We start from the raw sequence: 18,379 nt of genomic DNA, 5'->3' as shown, positions 1-18,379 counted from the left end.
TATTGAGCCATCACCTTAGCTAATCCCCCTCCACTATTAGGCTTTTTAGTTTGCATGACTTCTTATCTACATTAACTTCAGTGTACAATCGCTAAGGTTAACTAATCTTTATTATTTAAATGATTATTAACTGTTAAATAAGGATAGCTTGGCAGTTATAGAGGGAAAGTCATGCAGTTAGTATTTGAGCTTCTATCATGGGGGGCATGGTCACCAAACTTTCAAACCACAGAAAGTTGGCTACAATGGCAACAGCCAAATGGCAACTTGACGCCTAAGCCCGACTCGCCAGCTTTAAAGCACATTCCGGCCATGCAACGTCGTCGTTTTAGTCGTTTAACTAAAATGATGCTAACAGCAGCTCACCAATGCCAGCCAGAAGAGCATTGTCGGAGCATTTTCTCATCTCGTCATGGCGAGCTCACGAGAACATTAGGCTTACTTAATGACATTACCCAGCAGCAAGCTTTATCACCAATGGCTTTTAGTCAGTCAGTGCATAATACTGCCAGTGGTATTTTTGGCATTGTAAATAATAACACTACAGCCTCTACATCCATTGCTGCTGGTGAACAAACCCTTTCTCAAGCACTTATTGAAGCCTATGCCCAATTAGCACAATCTCCAGAGCCCTTATTAGTCATTTTTGGTGACGATCCTGTGCCGCCGATATACAGCGAATTTACTAACGAAGTCGAACTGCCCCTCGCCTTGGGGTTGTATCTTGCACCAAAAGATCACATAGGTTACCACGTTGAAAAACAGGCGCCTCAACGGACAACACTGAGCTTGTCTGATTATCCACTGGATGTCGCTAATCCACAGGGACAAAAAAATATAAGTTTAAGCGAGTTAATCCACCATATTGTTAGCGCAAAAAATATTCAAGGTAAATTGTGCCATTGGTATTGGTCGCTTGAACACCATGACTGATCAACACGAGATGCCACATGCTGATGCTATTGAGTCAACAAAAACACCCGCACCGAAACTCAGCGGAGTGCGATATATTCCTCGCTGGTTAGCTGGAGTTGGCTGTTATATTACCTTTGGTTTAGGTGGCCTATTGTGTTCATTAACTATTTTACCTCTATTACAACTTTGGCCCACTAAACCAGAACTGCGAGTTGCAAGAGTGCAACGATTAGTCAGCTGGATGTTTAGAATATTTGTCGCCATGCTTAGTTTTGCTGGGGTGATTGCTGTGAGTACTAAGAATATCGAAGCACTGCAACACGCTAAAAGGAAAATTGTTATCGCTAATCACCCCACATTAGTGGATGTGGTGGTATTAATTAGCTTGATGCCTAATGCGGGCTGTATTGTCAAACAAGGTTTATGGCGTAATCCATTCTTTCGCGGCGTACTCGCCAGTGTAGGGTATATTCCCAATCGCGAAGTCAATTGGCTCCTGCACGACTGCTTGCAGGTATTAAATCGTGATACTAACTTAATTATTTTTCCAGAAGGGACCCGAACATTAACTGGTAATATCGTTAACTCATTTGCTCGTGGCGCCGCCAATATTGCGCTTCGCACCCAAACAGATATTTTACCTGTAGTATTAAGAACCGATGTTGCCGGCTTAACCAAACAACAACCTTGGTACCAAATACCGCGACAAACCATCAATATGTCAGTAGAAATTGGCACAAGCATCCCATACCTGCGGTATGATGCTCAACAGGGTAATGAAGCCAAAATGGCTCGACAGCTGACGCGCGACTTGCAGCAGTTTTACATTGATACACTTAAACAACCTATCAAGTTCAATTGATAGCCATACTGATAAGAAAGACAAATAATGAACTTACACAACCAAATAAAACAACTGATCATTGATTGCTTAGATTTAGAAGATGTCACTGTCGATGATATCGAAACTGACGCGGCCTTATTTGGTGACGGTCTGGGGTTAGACTCAATCGATGCGCTAGAGTTGGGCTTGGCGATTAAGAAAGAGTTTGATGTCAAAATTGAAGCCAATTCAGATGCAACTAAAGCACACTTTTTCAGTGTTGCTAGCTTAGCTAGCTTTATTGAATCTCAACGTGTTTAGGAGCTAGCATGCAAAATCGTGAACAAATACTCGAAATGCTTAGCGCTATTTTAGTTGAAGACTTTGAAATAAATGCGGCAGATATCACCCTCGAAGCCACTTTGTACGAAGATCTGGATTTAGACAGTATTGATGCCGTTGACTTGGTGATTAAATTGCAACAGCAGACCGGCAAAAAAATTCAGCCTGAAGCCTTTAAAGCAGTGCGAAGCGTCGATGATATCGTCAATGCTATTGAAGGTTTAATTAAAAGCTAATGCGCTTGGTCCTGCTGATTATCACAACTTTGGTTATTATCACTTATCCTTTAGCTGTGTACTTTGGATTGCAATATTTACCACCGGGCACAATCGCCTTATTACTATGCTTATCGTTAATAATGCGATTTATTATCAATAAACAGCAAGTAAAATCCATGACGCTGCCAATATTGATTGGTATAGGATTAACTGCAGCCAGTTTTATTGCTCAGCGTCACGACTGGTTATTGTTCTATCCAGTGGTGATAAATATGAGTATGTTGGGATTATTTGGTTATTCACTGATTAATGGCCCAAGCATGATTGAGCGTTTAGCGCGCTTAAAAGAGCCTGACTTACCAGACTCCGCCATTACCTACTTACGCACTATTACCATACTCTGGTGTGGGTTATTTATTATTAATGGTGCCGTGGCTGCCTATACGGCCATAGCAACCAGTATTGAAATATGGACACTTTACAACGGACTGATAGCTTATCTGCTTATGGGTATGCTGCTCAGTGGAGAATGGATTTACCGTCGTTTTTGGTTGAAAAAACATGAATAAACTTTTACTCAATTGGTTAGCAACAGGGCCGGCCTCTCAGCAGCTGATAAGCTTTGATCATCATGACATCATGACGGGATCATTATTTTGTGCCCAAGTTGCTCATCTGCATGCGCAACTGAGCCAAAGTACAGCGAAGCGCTGGTTGCTTGCCGCCAAGCACAGTGACGTATTTGCCGCAGGTTTATGCGCGGCATTGTTGGCGGGTAAACAAGTGATATTACCTGCCAACACCCAAGGTGGCACCTTGAGCCAACTTAATCATGAATTTGATGCCATTATTGCCGACAGACCTCTATGTGAGGTGCGTGAATACATTGCGCTAAAAAAAGAATTAAGTTTACCCGCTGCACCTTGGCCGAAAACAGAAACCTTGGGGGAATTAATCTTATTCACCTCAGGCAGTAGCGGTCAACCCAAAGCGGTTAAGAAAACCTTGCAACAACTGGATGCTGAAGTCAGCATTCTTGAACACACCTTCGCCGAACATTTACCTCATTGCTCAGTCGTTTCAACGGTTTCGCATCAACATATCTACGGCTTATTATTTAAAATTCTCTGGCCTTTGGCTGCGAGCCGCGCATTCTTAAGCGAACAAATCGACTATCCAGAAACCTTAAGCTACTACTTGGCTATTATGCCAAATTTATGTTTAATCAGTAGCCCTGCTCAATTGACTCGCTTACCTGATGCACTTGAAAACCAAAGGCAACAACGAATTCCTAGCTTAATTTTCAGCTCGGGTGGCCCGTTAAACTTTGAGGCTGCCCAGGCGGTTAAGCACTGTTTTAATCAATTACCTATTGAAATATTTGGCAGTACTGAAACTGGCGGTATTGCCTATCGCCGCCAGCTGCAACCTCAGCAGCCATGGCAAGCCTTTACCCAAGTCAATATTGATATCGCGCCACAAGATGGAGCATTAATGTTGCAGTCAGTCTATTTAGACGACCCGACTCAATGGTTAAAATGCGATGATAAAATTGAACTGGTAAATGATGGTCAGTTCCGTTTATTACACCGACTTGACCGCATTGTAAAAATTGAAGAAAAACGTTTGTCATTAGCCCAAGTTGAGCATTTACTGCAAACACATCCTTTTGTGCGCGAAGCTGCAGTCACGGTATTAGAACAGCCGCGGACCATGTTAGGTGCTGCAATATGTTTAAGCGATTTAGGCTTGCAAACCCTAAAGGACGAAGGCAAATTGGCAGTTAATAATGCATTAAAAAGTCATTTGTTAAGTCAGTTTGAGCGCATCACGTTACCAAGACGCTGGCGCTATCCAGAAAACTTGCCGCTCAATAGCCAAGGCAAGCGTACCCAATCAGAAATTGTAGCCTTATTTAGTCATGATTAAGTCCGAATTACCTCATATCATTAGCCATGAAGGCGATAATAATAGCTATCATTGGCGCTTATTTATTAGTGCAGATTTAGCCTTTTTTAAGGGCCATTTCCCAGAGCAAGCTGTATTACCTGGGATAACTCTAGTCGATTGGGCGGTCAAATTGGGTTGCGAGGCATTTGGCTATTCCGCTAAGGTTGCCACATTAGAAGTACTTAAGTTTCAGCAACTCATATTACCCGACACCTATGTTGATTTGGTGATTGAACACCAAGCGCAAAAAGCAAAACTGATTTTTAGTTACCGCGATCAAGATAAACGCTTTGCTTCTGGGCGCATTGTTATCAAACCCGCATGGGTTAATGCAGCAACCAATATTGAGAGTGACTCATGAAGCTCGCCTTGGTTATTCCTAACTACAATCATCATATCGCCATAGAGAAAACCCTCGCAGAGTTGGCAAAATTCAACCTGCAATGTTATTTGGTTGATGATGGCAGCCAAGATGAAACTCGTTACCTATTGCACGCCATGGCGGAAAAATTTGCCTGGGTAACGCTTATTAGTCATCCGTTTAATCGTGGTAAAGGAGCCGCTGTGACTAGCGGGCTGCGCCAAGCTTATCGTGATGGTTTTAGTCATGTATTACAGGTCGATGCTGATGGACAGCATAATTTAGACGATATTCCGTTAATAATATCGACCAGTGAGCAGTACCCACAAGCATTAATATCTGGCCAACCAATTTATGATGAGTCTGTGCCTAAAGGGCGTTTATACGGGCGTTATATCACTCATTTTTGGGTGTGGGTTGAGACCTTAAGTTTTGATATTCAAGATTCTATGTGTGGCTTTCGGATCTACCCACTCGCTGCGACTGAGCAATTATTTAGCCAGCACGCGTTAGGCGAACGGATGGACTTTGATATTGAGATCATGGTCAAGCTTTACTGGCAAGGCACTGCCGTCGTGCAGGTGCCAACCAAAGTCATCTATCCTGAAGATGGCATCAGTCACTTTCAAGGCGTTCAGGATAATGTGCGCATCAGCTGGATGCACACCAAGTTATTTTTTGGCATGTTAGCGCGTCTACCACGTATTATTAGTACACGGTTTTTACAGCAAAAAGAGTCGCCCCCAACTCAAGTTCAGTCACCAAAACATTGGTCCACAATGACCGAGCGAGGCAGTTTTTGGGGGATTAAGCTGTTAGCCCAATGCTATCGTTTGGGCGGGCATTGGTTGTGCCGAGCGGTTATGTATCCAGTAATTTGTTATTTTTTTCTCACTGGCTCAACAGCTCGCCGTGCATCATTAGACTTTTTACACCGAGTGCAACAGCAACAACCCAATCACCCTCATCTCAGTCGCGAGGTCAATTGGCGCGATAGCCTCAAACATTTTTTTGCCTTTGGTAATGCCGCCCTCGATAGAATTGACGCTTGGTGTAACCGGATAAATCTAGACCAAGTCGACTTTGACGACCGTAAAATACTCGCAGATCAAGCGGCTACTGGCAGGGGCGCCGTATTAATTGTGTCGCATTTAGGTAATATGGAACTGTGCCGCGCTATCTCTGTCCACCAGCAAAATGTCAAAGTGAATGTGATGGTGCTAACCCAAAATGCGGAAAATTTTAATAAGGTTCTACAGCAGCTTAATCCACAAAGTAGCCTAAATTTAATCCATGTTAACGAGCTCGATCCGAGTACTGCCATGTTACTGCAGCAAAAAATCGACCAAGGTGAAATTGTGGTAATTGCCGCTGACCGCACCTCGTCGAGCAGCCAGGGCCGTGTAACCTATTTACCGTTTTTAGGCCAAGATGCAGCGTTTCCACAAGGGCCATTTATTTTAGCAAGCTTACTCGACTGCCCGGTTTACACCTTATTTTGTATTCGTCAGCATGGCCGTTATCAAGTACATGTTGAACATCTAAGCGACAGCTTAAAAGGTCCACGTACAGGTCGAATTGAACGCTTAACCGACGCCATGAGCCAATACAGCCAACGCTTAGCGCATTTTGCCCAACTCGCTCCGATGCAATGGTTTAACTTTTTCGATTTTTGGCGCAAAGACGAGCTGGTATGGCGTAATACTCAGCACTCTCCCTCAAGCGCAACCCATTTACCCAGTCAGGATAGATAATTAATGAGCCATTCATCTTCAATGTCATCAACCGCCGACAGCACAGTGCATTTAGGCCAACGCTATCTTAGTCTTGAGCAAGTGGTGGCTATAGCCAAAGGCGCTGCGGTCAAACTGACAGATACTGCTGACTATGTTGAATATATTCAAAAAGGTGCACGCTTTATTGACAGCGTACTCCATGAAGAAGGCGTGGTTTATGGCGTGACAACGGGTTACGGCGACTCGTGTACAGTTAATGTTAGCTTAGATTTAGTTCACGAATTACCGCTGCACTTAACCCGCTTCCATGGCTGTGGCTTAGGCGATGTATTTAGCCCGATGCAAGCCCGCGCGATTATGGCTTGCCGCTTAAACTCACTGGCTGTGGGCAAATCAGGCGTAAGTTATTTACTGCTACAACGCATCGAGTGGCTCTTAAACAATGATATTACTCCAGTGATCCCCCAAGAGGGCTCGGTCGGCGCCAGTGGCGATTTAACCCCATTATCTTATCTTGCTGCAGTATTAGTTGGCGAACGCGAAGTGATTTACCAAGGTAAACGCCAAGCGACTAAAGATGTTTATCTACAATTTGGCATGATTCCATTAACTTTGCGTCCTAAAGAAGGTCTCGCATTAATGAATGGTACTGCTGTTATGACGGCTCTTGCTTGTTTAGCCTATGACAGATCGCAATATTTAACCCGCCTATCAAGCCGGATCACCGCCATGGCATCGTTAACGCTCAAGGGTAACGCAAACCATTTTGATGAAATTTTATTTGCCGCCAAGCCCCACCCAGGTCAAAACCAGATTGCCAGTTGGATCCGTGAGGACTTAAATCATCATGTGCATCCCCGAAATTCAGACCGCCTTCAAGACCGTTATTCTATCCGCTGTGCACCGCACATCATCGGCGTATTGCAAGATGCTCTACCCTTTATGCGTCAGTTTATTGAAACCGAACTTAACAGCGCTAACGATAATCCGATTGTTGATGCCGAAGGTGAACATATTCTCCATGGTGGTCATTTTTATGGTGGCCATATTGCCTTTGCCATGGATGCGATGAAAAATGCCGTAGCCAATATCGCCGACTTAATCGATCGCCAAATGGCCTTAGTGATGGACCCTAAATTTAACAATGGCTTACCGGCTAATTTATCCGCTGCAGAAGGTGAGCGCCGTGCAATTAATCACGGTTTTAAAGCCGTGCAAATTGGCGTATCAGCATGGACTGCTGAAGCATTAAAAAACACTATGCCAGCCAGCGTGTTTTCACGTTCAACAGAATGTCACAACCAAGACAAAGTGAGCATGGGCACCATAGCTGCACGTGATTGTATGCGTATTTTACAGCTCACAGAACAAGTCGCTGCCGCGGCATTGTTAGCCATGAGCCAAGGTATTCAACTGCGTATTATGCAGCAAGAACTCGATGCGAGTTCATTAACCCCCTCTCTTGCAACGACCTTAGCCCAAGTCAGCGAAGATTTTGAACTGCTAACCGAAGACCGTCCTTTAGAGACGGTATTGCGCCAAACAGTGGAAAAGATTCAATTGGGTCTGTGGGAGGTGTGCTAAATGAAAGGTTTATTACTGACCGAAATGGACATGGTGATCCCGTTTCACGATGTTGATTCGATGGGCATCACTTGGCATGGTAATTATTTACGTTACTTCGAAGTTGTGCGCTGCTTATTGCTGGATAAACTCGGTTATAATTACCGTACTATGCAACAATCGGGTTATGCGTGGCCGATTGTCGATGTGCAAGTAAAGTATGTTAAAAGCAGCACTTTTGATCAAAAAATCAAAGTGTTCGCCGCCATTGTTGAATGGGAAAATCGTTTACGCATTAACTACCAAATTGTTGATGCCCAAACCAATGCGCGGATAACGAAAGGCTATACCATTCAAGCTGCGGTAGATATTACGACCGAAGAATTATGCTTTGTCACCCCTGAAGTATTTCAGGAAAAAATTCGTCGATTACTTGATGTGAGCCAAGCTTAATGAATACTCGCAAAGGCATGTTTACTCAGGTTTGGATAGTGATCTGCCTCTGTTTGCCTCTTGGCAGTATTTCCGCCAATGAACATTCACTAGCAAGCGGTAATAAACCACTGACTCAAGCACAACTGGCAGATGTTCAGGCGTTGTATACTCAACCCGCCACCACAGAAGCGCTCAGTGCGCTAGCGCAACAACTGAATTTACAACTTGATACCAGAGGGCAGTTTATTCAGCGGCGTCACTTACAGGTGCTAAAAAAGCCCTTGCTCAGCCAGGGACAATTTATTTTTAGTCCGACGCAAGGGTTAGTATGGCAGCAGCTGCGACCATTTAGCACCTTGATGGTGCTAAAAGATCAGCAGTTAATTCAGCAAAACAGCCAAGGCAAGGTCCAACAACTGAATGCTATGGCCAGTGGTAGTCCAATCGCACAGCAAGTACCGCGGTTACTGCAAGCAATTATGGCGGGTAATATTGCTGCTTTAAGTGCGGATTTCACCTTATTTATGCCCGCTAATTACAACGCAGGCACGCCATGGCAACTCGGCTTGCAAGCTAAAGACCCACAACTACGCGCATCCATGGGCAATATCACGCTCAGTGGCGATACTCTATTACGCTCATTAATCATCACCAGCAGCCAGGCCGATATCAGCGATTATACTCAAATTCAATTTCTTGATGCCCAGCAAGGGCCGCTCAGCACAACTGAACTCGAGCTTTTTAGCCTTGGCAGTGAGTCTAATCAATAATGCTTCGATTATCGCTTAATGCAGTGTTATCTCCCATTGGGCGTTTTGCCTTATGGGGAGTATTGCTGCTAGCAATGATAGTCACAGGCTTTGTGCAATGGCAGCAAGGTGCACATATTCAGACTGATATTTTAGCCATGTTGCCGCACCTACAACAAGATAAGCTTACCGAGAAAGCCTTAAACAAGGTAGAACAGCAACTGGCTAATCAAGTGTATATTGCGGTAATTGCCCCAAACGAAACCCAAGCTATCGGCGCAGCCAAGCAGCTGATGACATCGCTCAATCAATCCAATCAATCGCCCTTTACTGCCGTTCGCAGCGGCGCAGATGATAATCTACAACACTTAGCTAAAGTCTACTTCGAACATCGCTTTGGCTTACTGACACCAGAGCAAGCGCAGGCCATTGAAACCGATAATTGGCGCCAACTGCTTACCGCAGCCCAAAGCCAACTTTATAGCGCATTTGGTTTTGCCAACAGCCAACTGCTCAGCAATGATCCATTACTGATGTTTCCAGCCAACTTACTGGCGTTATCGCCCAATAATGCGCTGCGCAGCCAACAGGGTATTTTACTCACAGATACTGCCGACGGTGTGGCGGCGATTGTGATGGCCAAAGGCCGTGACAGCACCTTTAGCCCCAACGCTCAGCAACAGCAAATTCAAGCATTGGAATCTGCATTGAGTCACATTAACCAGCAATATTCCCAAGTGAGCTTTCTTAAGGCTGGGGCGTTATTTCATGCCATTGCTGCCACCGAGTCAGCCAAACAAGAGATCAGCCGCATTGGCTTAATTTCCATGTTGGGGATTATCTTATTGGTCTGGTTGGCATTTCGATCGGTGATGCCATTATTCGCGGCACTACTTACCTTAACGAGCGGTGTGGTGTTTGCGCTAGTCGCCACCTTAAGCCTTTTTGGCGAGCTGCATTTACTGACATTGGTATTTGGCACCAGCTTAATTGGCGTAGCGATTGATTACAGCTTTCACTTTTACTGTGAAAAACAGGCTCACCCCAATGACAACGCCAGTGATACCTTAAGGCGTATTTTTCCGGCGCTCACTCTCGCTCTTGCTACCAGTGCCAGTGCCTTTATCGCTATTGGTTTTACCCCCTTTCCAGGGATGCAACAGGTGGCAGTATTTTGCGCCGCTGGCTTAATAGGTGCGTACCTAACCCTACTACTGGTGTTCCCATTATTGGGCAACCATGCGCTTAAACCAACACCTGGATTAACCCTAGCCCAAGGTTATCTAACGTTATTAAAACGCATTTTTACTGCGCCGCAATGGTGGCAAAAAATCACCATTGCGGCACTGCTGCTGTGTTTAACCGCTATATTATTTTTTGGCTTATCCAAAGCAGAATCTAATGATGATATTCGCCAATTACAGCAAAGTCCTGCAGCCATCACCACAGAAGAAAATAAGCTTAGACAACTACTTAGCGGCGGCACAGACAACCAATTTATTTTAGTCAGCAGTAACAATGAACAAGGTTTATTGCAAACCTTAGAACAACTGACACCTGTGCTTAATCAAGCCATTGGCGATGGCGAGTTAGACCAAGCCATTAGCCTAAGCCGCTTTATGCCCAGCATTGCCAGTCAACGCCATAATTATGAGTTACAACAACAACTTTATCAGCAACATTTGCACGAAATCATTAGCAACATGGGCCTAGATGACAACATAAATACCAGCCTGCTGAGACAACTTGATCAGGCAAAATCAAAATATCTAACCCCAAAAGAAGTGTTAGCCCTAGCCAATGATGACTTACGTGCCTTATGGCTTGGTGCTGTAGCGACCACAGACCAAACCCAGCAATATGGCGCAATTGTATTGCTAGGTGGCATTCACTCATTAGCCTCTATTGAGCAACGACTGACTCGCCATGATTGGTCTTTGGGGCAGGTGCAGTTAATTGATAAAGTCGGCGATATATCGGCTTTAATGGGCCAATATCGTCAACTAACATTGCAGTTACTAGTGTGGGTATTTGCTTTGGCCTGCCTACTCTTCAGTATTAAATACGGCATTAAGCTGGCATTAGCCATTGTTTCAGTACCCGCATTATCAGTGCTGCTCACCCTGGCGTGTTTAGGCTTAGTTGGCTCAAGCATTAGCTTGTTTCACGCCTTAGCGCTTATTTTAGTGCTGGGAATTGGTATCGATTACAGTCTCTTTTTCGCCGAAGCCAAACACACCAGTCGCGGAGTCATGATGGCTATCTTTATGTCAGCCTGTTCAACACTATTGGCTTTTGGTTTGCTGGCGCTGAGTCAAACTCATGCGATTCACTTTTTTGGTCTTACATTATTATTTGGGATCAGTTTTTCCTTTTTACTCGCACCATTTATTTCATTTATCACAAGGAAAACAGTGTAAATGTTAAGCCATCAGACACATAAAATCAGCAACATGGATGTTGATGTAGCCATCATTGGCGCCGGCCCTTCAGGTGCTATAGCCGCAAGCTTGTTACGCCAGCAGGCCCATCGCGTTGTGGTGATTGAAAAACAACATTTTCCGCGTTTTTCAATTGGCGAAAGCTTACTCCCCTGTTGCATGCAATTTATTGAACAAGCCGGCATGCTCGAAGCCGTTAATAATGCTGGGTTTCAGTTTAAAAACGGCGCAGCATTTAGCCACCAAGGTCGCTATACCACCTTCGACTTTACCGATAAGTTTACTCCAGGCCCGGGTACCACCTTTCAAGTTCAGCGGGCTGATTTTGATAAACTCTTAGCTGATACAGCAATAAGCCAAGGGGTTGAGATTCGATTTGGACATCAAGTCGATGCAATTGATTTAACTCACGATCCTCGCTTAACCGTAACCAACGAGCAAGGATCACAGTATCAGGTTAATGCTAAATTTGTGCTTGATGCCAGTGGCTTTGGTCGAGTATTACCACGATTGTTAAACCTAGAACAATCGTCAACGTTACCCCCACGAAGTGCTATTTTTACCCATATTGAAGACAACATCAGCGATCCTAGTTTTGATCGCAATAAGATCCTCATTAGCGTGCACCCCAAGCATAAGGATATTTGGTACTGGTTAATCCCTTTTAGCAATAATCGGTGTTCAATTGGGGTGGTCGCTGAGCCGCATTTACTCCAACGTTTATCCGGTAGTCTTGAACAACAGTTGTTAGCTATCATCAATGAAGAGCCGGTACTGCAACGCTTGCTGACCAAGGCTAATATCGTTCAGCCCTGTGCCAGCCTAAAAGGTTATTCGGCCAACGTCACCACTTTAGCAACCAACAAGTTTGCTTTACTGGGTAATGCAGGCGAGTTTCTTGATCCGGTATTTTCATCAGGGGTAACGATTGCAATGCAATCTGCGTCTATGGCTGTAGCATGTTTACATAAGCAACTTAATGGCCAAAAAATTGATTGGGATAGCCAATACTCAGAGCCATTAATGCAAGGGGTTAATACCTTTAGAACTTATGTCCAAGCTTGGTATGATGGTCGATTTCAAGATGTCATTTTCTATCAACAAGCTAACAACACCATTAAACAAATGATTTGCTCAATCTTAGCCGGCTATGCTTGGGACATGAATAACCCATTTGTAAAAGAATCTGAACGCCGCCTCAATACCATTGTCGAGTTATGTCGGGAGCCCAATGTTGCTTAACTTATTTGGGCATTTTATTGATGTGTTATCACGCCGTGTTGTTGCCCTGTTTCTGCTAAGCTTTTTAACCGCTTGTAGCCAGCAAATAGCCAGACAAACTTGTGTCCCTCTAACGAGTGAAGCACAATATTGCTTAAATCCAACCTCGTCGGTATTAACTGATGCTCAGCATCGAGACATTAATTTAACTCAAATGGTTAACTTTACCCGTGGCCAAGATAGCCATGAGTTATTAACCCAGCTTGACGTTAATTCACAACGGATGACATTAGTGGGATTAGCCCCGCTTGGGCAAGCGTTATTCACTCTAGTGTACGATGGGCAAACTCTGCAAAGTAAGCAAAGTTTGTTATTGGGTGAACAATTTAAAGCAGAATACTTGATGGCTATAATGCAGTTAATTTACTGGCCAACAGAGCAAGTTAATCAACAATTGAGTGGTGGAAACTTGGTAACAATATCCTGTGATATGGCACTATGTAAGCAACTGGTCGATGATAATGGCGCGTCAATAACATTAACGTACAACAATATTGATCCTTGGTTGGCACAAGTGAATGTTGACATCGATGCAGCTGATATTCACCTGCAAATTAACCCGATTGAATAATCAGTGTGCCACCAATAAACAGACAGTGATAAATAGGCCATATAAGCAAATATGAATAGTCGCATTGCAATAACTCACATTGGATTGTGTACACCTCTGGGCAACTCGCCTGAAGAAGTGTTGCCACGTCTCATTAATGGTGATGTCAGTGCCATGCAATGGCGCGATAATTTGCTGTTCAATGCGCCCACATTAGTCGGTTGCGTTGATGATAAACGTTTAATCGCTATCGCCGATCATTTAAGCCTGTTTGCTTGTCGGAATAATCGTTTATTAAACACCGCCGCTCAGCAGCTTATCCCAGCCGTCGAGCAAGCCAAGCAACGTTTTGGAGCCGATCGGATTGGCGTCGTGTTAGGCACGAGTACCTCAGGTATTTCTAAAGGCGAAGCGGCGTTAAAATATAAGCTTGAACATGGCAATTTCCCGCCAAGCTACCATTATTCACAGCAGGAACTGGGCAGTACTAGTGAGTATCTTAAGCAGTTATTTTCGCTATCAGGCCCTTGTTATACCGTCTCTACAGCGTGTTCATCAAGCGCCAAAGTGTTTGCCAGTGCCCAACGATTACTTAATGCCAATTTATGCGATATGGTGATAGTGGGTGGCGTAGACAGTTTATGCCAACTAACTGTTAATGGCTTTGCTGCATTAGAGTCGGTATCCAAAGGTCATTGTAATCCATTCAGTCACCATCGCGATGGGATCAATATTGGTGAAGGTGCAGCCTTATTCACTTTAGAACGCGGCCAAAGCGATGTAATGCTGGCGGGCATAGGCGAGTCTGCCGATGCACATCATATTTCAGCGCCACACCCCCAAGGACATGGCGCAATTGCCGCTATGCAATTGGCGCTATCTGCCGCTAATATTTCGCCGCAGCAGATTAATTATGTCAATCTGCATGGCACTGCCACACCTAAAAATGATGCCATGGAGTCTCGCGCAATAAATGCGTTATTTAACTATTTATCACCACTGTGTAGCTCAACTAAACCACTAACTGGCCATACCTTGGGAGCTGCTGGAGCCATTGAAGCAGCCTTTTGCTATTTGTTATTAAGTCCCCTTAATCATAGTAAGCGCCTACCTCCTCATGTCTGGGATGGCCAATTTGATGATAACGACCCGCAAATATCCTTGATTAATGCCCACAGTAATACTGGGCTCAGTGAGCTCAATTTCATTATGAGTAATTCATTTGCCTTTGGCGGTAGTAATGCCAGCCTGATTTTTTGTCGAAAGGATGCCTAGTTTCATGTCTACACTCACAGCCGATGCTGCTATGTTAGCGCAAGATGTTAGCAATTTTATTCCGCACCGTGCGCCGATGATCTTAATTGATAAGCTGTTAGAGCATCGTCCAGATAGCCTAACCACAGAAACCTATATTAGCCCTAGCAGTGCTTTTTTTGATAGCAAAATCAATGGGGTGCCTAATTATGTTGCGATAGAATATATGGCTCAAAGCGTGGCGGCATTAGCAGGCATCGAAGCACGACTAGACAACGAAGCTATCCTAGCCGGTTTTTTACTCGGTACCCGCAAGCTACAAATGCATATAGACACTTTTACCTTAGGCCAGTCATATCGCACTCAAGTGACTAGACTGTACCAAGAAGAGTCGGGGTTAGCGGTATTTGATTGCCATATTTATCATCAAGATACCTTAATAGCACAAGCCAATATCAATGTGTTCCAACCCAAAGATACCCAAGCTTATATTGATGAAAGCCAAGCCACGGCTAAGCATGATCAATAAACCTTTTTACATCCTATTGGAGTTCCTCGAATAAATCACGGAGAGACATTTTGAATAACAGAGTATTAGTTACCGGTTCAAGCCGAGGAATAGGCAAAGCCATTGCGATAAAATTAGCCGAAAATGGCTTTGATATTGCGCTGCACTTTCACAGCAATCATGCCGCAGTGGCGCAAGTACAAAAAACCTTATTAGATCTTGGTGTTCAAGTTAGCGTATTGCAATTTGATATTGCTGACCGCCAGGCAGTTAAGCTTGCTATCGAAACGGACATTGACGCAAATGGTGCTTATTACGGGGTAATTCTGAATGCTGGCATCAACCGTGACACCGCCTTTCCTGCCATGACCGAAGAGGAGTGGGATAGCGTGATCCACACCAATCTTGATGGTTTCTATAATGTTATTCACCCAACGGTGATGCCGATGGTACAAGCACGTAAAGGCGGGCGCATTATCACTCTCGCATCAGTATCTGGCATTGCAGGCAACCGTGGTCAAGTCAATTACAGCGCCTCAAAAGCGGGGATTATTGGAGCCACTAAAGCGCTGTCTCTTGAATTGGCAAAGCGCAAAATTACTGTCAATTGCATTGCCCCAGGGTTAATTGAAACCGATATGGTCAGCGATATTCCAACCGAAATGGTTAACCAAATAGTGCCGATGAAACGCATGGGTAAACCCAGTGAAATAGCGGGCCTGACTAACTTTTTAATGTCAGATGATGCCGCCTATATTACTCGTCAAGTGATCTCAGTTAATGGAGGCATGATATGAAGCGTGTGGTCGTGACTGGAATTGGCGGCATTTCTGCATTAGGCCAAGACTGGCAGCAAATTAAAGCGAGCCTATTAGCTAAACATAATTGTGTCATTCGCATGGATGAATGGGACAGATACCCAGGCTTAAATACTCGTCTTGCGGCACCAGTCAAAGAGTTTGTTACTCCTAAGCACTATTCACGCAAAAAAATTCGCTCCATGGGTAGAGTGTCTCTAATGGCCACTCGAGCCAGTGAATTAGCGTTAGAGGATGCGGGGTTATTAGATGATCCTATTCTTAATTCTGGCCAAGTTGGAGTCGCTTATGGTTCATCAACTGGCAGCACCGATCCCATTATTGGATTTGGTGAGATGTTAAAAACCGGCGAAATGTCTGGCTTAACCGCCACCAGCTATATCCGTATGATGGCGCACACAACGGCAGTCAATGTGGGGGTGTTTTTTGGCTTACAGGGCCGAATTCATACCACCAGTAGTGCATGCACATCAGCCAGCCAAGGCATAGGCTACGCCTACGAGGCGATTAAGTACGGTATGCAAACGATTATGTTGGCCGGCGGTGCTGAAGAACTTTGCCCGACTGAAGCGGTAGTATTTGATACCTTATTTGCCACCAGCACCAAAAATGATCAACCAGAGCTAACACCACGCCCATTTGACAGCCAACGAGACGGTTTAGTTATCGGTGAAGGTGCGTGTACACTAATATTGGAGGAGCTTGAGCATGCTCAAGCGCGTGGCGTTAAAATTTATGCTGAGTTAATTGGTTTTGGCACAAACTCAGATGGCCAGCATGTCACCCAACCCAATGCCAAAACGATGGAAGTGGCGATTCGTTTAGCCTTAACGGATGCCAAATTATCCGAACAAGAAATTGGCTATATCAGTGCTCATGGTACGGCGACAGATCGGGGAGATGTAGCCGAAACGGCTGCAACTTATGCGGTATTTGGCGCTAATACGCCAATCTCATCACTTAAAAGTTATACCGGCCATACTCTAGGGGCTTGTGGCTCATTGGAAGCCTGGACCAGTATCGAAATGATGAATGAGGGTTGGTTTTCGCCAACGCTTAATCTCACGGATATTGACTCTGAGTGCGCACAACTCGATTATATTAAAGACGAGATACGCTACATAGACACCAATTATATTATGAGCAACAACTTTGCGTTTGGTGGCATTAATACTTCATTAATCTTTAAACGCTGGCGCTGATCGCAGCAAGCTGTATAAGCCCAACTTGCTGTCTGCGACAAGCAAATAATAAAACAGGCGAAAGTTATCCATTCGCCTGTTTTACTGTGGATTACACTTTATAAGCAGCGGCTTTAGCTTGATAATCTTCGGTGATGCGTTTCATCTCTACCGCTCCACCGGCCAATTTTTGCACCTGTTCCGATAGCAGCACTACCGCTTTGGCATTATCTAAAATCTCCGCACCAATTTGAGTCAGTCTACCCGCTTGCTCTTGGGTACCATTAGCCACATTGTTACTCAAAGTCGCCACTTGGCCAATCTGACCAGAACGTTGATCTAACCCTTGGGCAATATTATTTGTATGCTGTACATTTTGGCTCGTACGCTGCCTACCTTGATCCATTGACTCAACGGTTTTTAACATGCTGACATTCAAACGACTGAGTACTTTTTCAATGCTATCGGTCGATTGACTAGTCCGTTTTGCTAGAGTACGAACTTCATCTGCCACAACCGCAAAACCTCGGCCACTCTCACCCGCTCTCGCCGCTTCAATGGCTGCGTTTAATGCCAGTAAGTTAGTCTGATCTGAAATACTGCGGATCGCCTGAAGTAAAGTGGTGATCGAAGTGACATCTTGAGTTAAATCAGTCATCGACTCGGTCACTTCAGTCATATTGGTTTCTAGCGCCTGCATGTCTTTCATGATATTTAGTGCACTTTGACGATCACCAATACTTGAGGTTGCCCCCTCTCTTGCTTGATCTGCTGAAACTTGGCTATCGTGAGCCATTTGCTGAAAACTATCGATCACATGTTGAGTCGATTCGGCAATAATTCCAGCTTGAGCATTTTGCTGTTGAACCCCCTGCTGAGCTTGCTCGCTCAAGCTCATCAAATTATCTGAAGTACTGCCCATCTTGACGGCAATATCGCGATAGTCATTAAATAGCTGCGACAACTCTTCGAGCATTAAATTAAAGGATATCTCCGCTGGTGTGTCAGCAGAAGATAAGCGTATTGATAAATCTTTATTAGACGATATCTGCTCGATGGCACCGGCAATACGTTGATTGGCAACGGCATCGGTGCGCATAAAAAAGGCAATACGAATAAGAATAAAGGTTTCGGCGGCAGCAAATAATGCATGGACCAACATGATGGTCCAGTTGCAATCGCCGGCAAATATCATCACTGGAGTATCAAACAAGCTCACACCTTGCAGCTGAATATAGGTTAAGCCAATATGAT

Annotated in this window: 19 protein-coding genes; 18 read left to right on the top strand and 1 reads right to left on the bottom strand. The window is 44.5% G+C overall.

The window, feature by feature from the left end; translation table 11 throughout:
• Nucleotides 1-171 precede the first annotated feature (171 nt).
• Genes H5185_RS12015 through H5185_RS11930 form a run of 18 tightly spaced genes read left to right on the top strand, consistent with a single transcriptional unit; the run spans nt 172 to nt 17,146 of the window.
• Nucleotides 172-933: a beta-ketoacyl synthase chain length factor gene (locus H5185_RS12015; protein WP_182742192.1), complete on the top strand. Its 762-nt coding sequence runs from the start codon at nt 172-174 to the stop codon at nt 931-933.
• Nucleotides 926-1,777, top strand: coding sequence for a lysophospholipid acyltransferase family protein (locus tag H5185_RS12010; RefSeq protein ID WP_182742191.1), 852 nt, complete (start codon nt 926-928; stop codon nt 1,775-1,777). Before H5185_RS12015 ends, H5185_RS12010 begins: the two co-directional genes overlap by 8 nt.
• A gap of 27 nt (nt 1,778-1,804) precedes the next feature.
• Nucleotides 1,805-2,059, top strand: coding sequence for a phosphopantetheine-binding protein (locus H5185_RS12005; protein WP_011635842.1), 255 nt, complete (start codon nt 1,805-1,807; stop codon nt 2,057-2,059).
• A gap of 8 nt (nt 2,060-2,067) precedes the next feature.
• Nucleotides 2,068-2,316: an acyl carrier protein gene (locus H5185_RS12000; RefSeq protein ID WP_182697739.1), complete on the top strand. Its 249-nt coding sequence runs from the start codon at nt 2,068-2,070 to the stop codon at nt 2,314-2,316.
• On the top strand, nt 2,316-2,867 hold the full coding sequence (locus H5185_RS11995; RefSeq protein WP_124017467.1) for a hypothetical protein: 552 nt from the start codon (nt 2,316-2,318) through the stop codon (nt 2,865-2,867). Before H5185_RS12000 ends, H5185_RS11995 begins: the two co-directional genes overlap by 1 nt.
• A complete protein-coding gene (locus H5185_RS11990; RefSeq protein WP_182742190.1) occupies nt 2,860-4,227 on the top strand; it encodes an AMP-binding protein in 1,368 nt (455 codons plus the stop codon). Before H5185_RS11995 ends, H5185_RS11990 begins: the two co-directional genes overlap by 8 nt.
• A complete protein-coding gene (locus H5185_RS23450; RefSeq protein ID WP_182742189.1) occupies nt 4,220-4,609 on the top strand; it encodes a thioester dehydrase in 390 nt (129 codons plus the stop codon). Before H5185_RS11990 ends, H5185_RS23450 begins: the two co-directional genes overlap by 8 nt.
• Nucleotides 4,606-6,363: a glycosyltransferase family 2 protein gene (locus H5185_RS11980; protein ID WP_182742188.1), complete on the top strand. Its 1,758-nt coding sequence runs from the start codon at nt 4,606-4,608 to the stop codon at nt 6,361-6,363. The genes H5185_RS23450 and H5185_RS11980 overlap by 4 nt, the downstream gene beginning before the upstream one ends.
• A gap of 3 nt (nt 6,364-6,366) precedes the next feature.
• Nucleotides 6,367-7,929 (top strand): histidine ammonia-lyase, encoded by a 1,563-nt coding sequence (gene hutH / locus H5185_RS11975; protein WP_182742187.1) that lies wholly within the window; start codon nt 6,367-6,369, stop codon nt 7,927-7,929.
• Nucleotides 7,930-8,361: a thioesterase family protein gene (locus tag H5185_RS11970; RefSeq protein WP_182742186.1), complete on the top strand. Its 432-nt coding sequence runs from the start codon at nt 7,930-7,932 to the stop codon at nt 8,359-8,361.
• The gene (locus H5185_RS11965; protein ID WP_182742185.1) at nt 8,361-9,113 is read left to right on the top strand and encodes an outer membrane lipoprotein carrier protein LolA; all 753 of its coding nucleotides are present in this window, start codon (nt 8,361-8,363) and stop codon (nt 9,111-9,113) included. The genes H5185_RS11970 and H5185_RS11965 overlap by 1 nt, the downstream gene beginning before the upstream one ends.
• A complete protein-coding gene (locus H5185_RS11960) occupies nt 9,113-11,512 on the top strand; it encodes an MMPL family transporter (protein WP_182742184.1) in 2,400 nt (799 codons plus the stop codon). Before H5185_RS11965 ends, H5185_RS11960 begins: the two co-directional genes overlap by 1 nt.
• Nucleotides 11,513-12,775, top strand: coding sequence for an NAD(P)/FAD-dependent oxidoreductase (locus tag H5185_RS11955; protein WP_182742183.1), 1,263 nt, complete (start codon nt 11,513-11,515; stop codon nt 12,773-12,775).
• The gene (locus tag H5185_RS11950; protein WP_182742182.1) at nt 12,765-13,385 is read left to right on the top strand and encodes a DUF3261 domain-containing protein; all 621 of its coding nucleotides are present in this window, start codon (nt 12,765-12,767) and stop codon (nt 13,383-13,385) included. The genes H5185_RS11955 and H5185_RS11950 overlap by 11 nt, the downstream gene beginning before the upstream one ends.
• A gap of 51 nt (nt 13,386-13,436) precedes the next feature.
• Nucleotides 13,437-14,639, top strand: coding sequence for a beta-ketoacyl-[acyl-carrier-protein] synthase family protein (locus tag H5185_RS11945; protein WP_182742181.1), 1,203 nt, complete (start codon nt 13,437-13,439; stop codon nt 14,637-14,639).
• 4 nt (nt 14,640-14,643) lie between these two features.
• Nucleotides 14,644-15,147: a hotdog family protein gene (locus H5185_RS11940; protein ID WP_182742180.1), complete on the top strand. Its 504-nt coding sequence runs from the start codon at nt 14,644-14,646 to the stop codon at nt 15,145-15,147.
• 50 nt (nt 15,148-15,197) lie between these two features.
• Nucleotides 15,198-15,923, top strand: coding sequence for a 3-ketoacyl-ACP reductase FabG2 (locus H5185_RS11935; protein ID WP_124017455.1), 726 nt, complete (start codon nt 15,198-15,200; stop codon nt 15,921-15,923).
• Entirely contained in the window at nt 15,920-17,146 is a 1,227-nt protein-coding gene (locus H5185_RS11930; protein WP_182742179.1) for a beta-ketoacyl-ACP synthase, read from the top strand. Before H5185_RS11935 ends, H5185_RS11930 begins: the two co-directional genes overlap by 4 nt.
• Before the next feature lie 91 nt (nt 17,147-17,237).
• Here H5185_RS11930 and H5185_RS11925 read toward each other — a convergent pair.
• On the bottom strand, nt 17,238-18,379 hold a 1,142-nt coding region (locus H5185_RS11925; RefSeq protein WP_182742178.1), incomplete at its 5' end, for a methyl-accepting chemotaxis protein.

This window comes from Shewanella sp. SG44-6, assembly GCF_014164185.1.
In the GTDB taxonomy this organism is placed as follows: Bacteria; Pseudomonadota; Gammaproteobacteria; order Enterobacterales; family Shewanellaceae; genus Shewanella; species Shewanella vesiculosa.
The sequence above is the reverse complement of the archived record's forward strand: the minus strand, read 5'-3'. Positions and strand labels throughout refer to the sequence as shown.